The sequence below is a fragment of the Aestuarium sp. genome (assembly GCF_023253315.1).
Taxonomy (GTDB): Bacteria; Pseudomonadota; Alphaproteobacteria; order Rhodobacterales; family Rhodobacteraceae; genus Marivivens; species Marivivens donghaensis.
Genome location: NZ_JALRGW010000090.1, coordinates 1 through 1,145, shown reverse-complemented (window position 1 = coordinate 1,145; position 1,145 = coordinate 1). Strand labels below are relative to the sequence as shown.

2 protein-coding genes are annotated in these 1,145 nt (G+C 46.2%); both read left to right on the top strand.

All coding sequences use genetic code 11. The features are described 5' to 3' along the window. The first annotated feature begins 112 nt into the window (after window positions 1-112). Window positions 113-709, top strand: coding sequence for a methionine biosynthesis protein MetW (metW, locus tag AC1QQ2_RS14315; protein ID WP_479713644.1), 597 nt, complete (start codon window positions 113-115; stop codon window positions 707-709). Continuing rightward, window positions 709-1,145 (top strand): DUF4426 domain-containing protein (locus tag AC1QQ2_RS14310; protein ID WP_479713643.1); only part of this gene is annotated, 437 nt, incomplete at its 3' end. The genes metW and AC1QQ2_RS14310, both read left to right, overlap by 1 nt.

Sequence of the window (1,145 nt, the reverse complement as noted above, 5' to 3'; positions counted from 1 at the left end):
CGCGACTTGAATCTGCACATGGGCACGATGCATTTCTGATTCCCGATGCGACCTATGAGCGGATTTTTAAAGCATTCATGGATCGAGTACATCAGGATCTCGGAGGTAACGCATGATCTCGCACTCCTATCAAATTCCTGATTGGATCGCTAAGAATTCACGTGTCCTCGATCTCGGCTGTGGCGACGGCCGGTTGCTTGCGCAATTGGTTGAAACTCATGCGATTGATGCGCTCGGCCTCGAACTGGATCCAGATAAAATCGCAGCTTGTCTCGATTTAGGCCTGAGCGTCGTTCAACAGGACTTGAACCGAGGTCTTTCAAACTTCAATGATCAGCAGTTTGATACTGTCATCATGACTCAGACATTGCAGGCGATTCGCCGTCCAGACCTTGCGCTGTCTGAAATGCTCCGTGTCGGCCGAGAAGCGATCGTGACATTTCCGAATTTTGCCTACATCAGGAACCGTATCCAATTGGGTCTAGCCGGTCACATGCCTGTGAATCCGCAGTTACCAAACCCCTGGTACGACACACCAAATATTCATCTCTCGACATTCCGAGACTTTGAAGAGCTCTGTCAGACACTGTCTATTCGGATCCTCGACAAAGATACTTCAAATCTGTCGGGCAAACGCACTTGGCTTGGAACAGTTTGGCCCAATCTCTTTGGAGAAGTTGCTGTTTATCGACTAACCAAGGAGTCTTAATGCGACAGATCATCGCGGCCCTTTTATGTTGTTGGACGCTCACTGTCCATTCCACTGAAATTGTTAGAGAACAGGGCTTTGAGGTGCAAATCCAGCCCTTTCCATCAACCTTTTTAACGCAAGACGTCGCATCAACCTACGGCTTTGAGCGAAGTCGGCGCCAGGCTCTGATTAATGTCGTTGTATTGAAGATTCAGCCTGACGGCCAAGCGCGTGGTGCGGTGCCAGCATCTGTAACAGGATTTTCAAAGAATCTACTCGGACAAACGCAAACCCTGACCTTTCGTGAGATTGATGAAGGTGATGAAATTAATATTTCAAAAGTTTTTATTGATAGTGTAAATGAAACACAATCGTCAGTAGTTGTTCCTGAAGATTTAAATTTTACTTTTTCAGCAAATATCTATAATGTAAATTGGAATACAGATGGTAAAAC

What these genes read in the sequence shown, in the direction of transcription:
- metW (WP_479713644.1), top strand. Translation starts at nt 113, where the DNA reads ATGATCTCGCACTCCTATCAAATTCCTGATTGGATCGCTAAGAATTCA.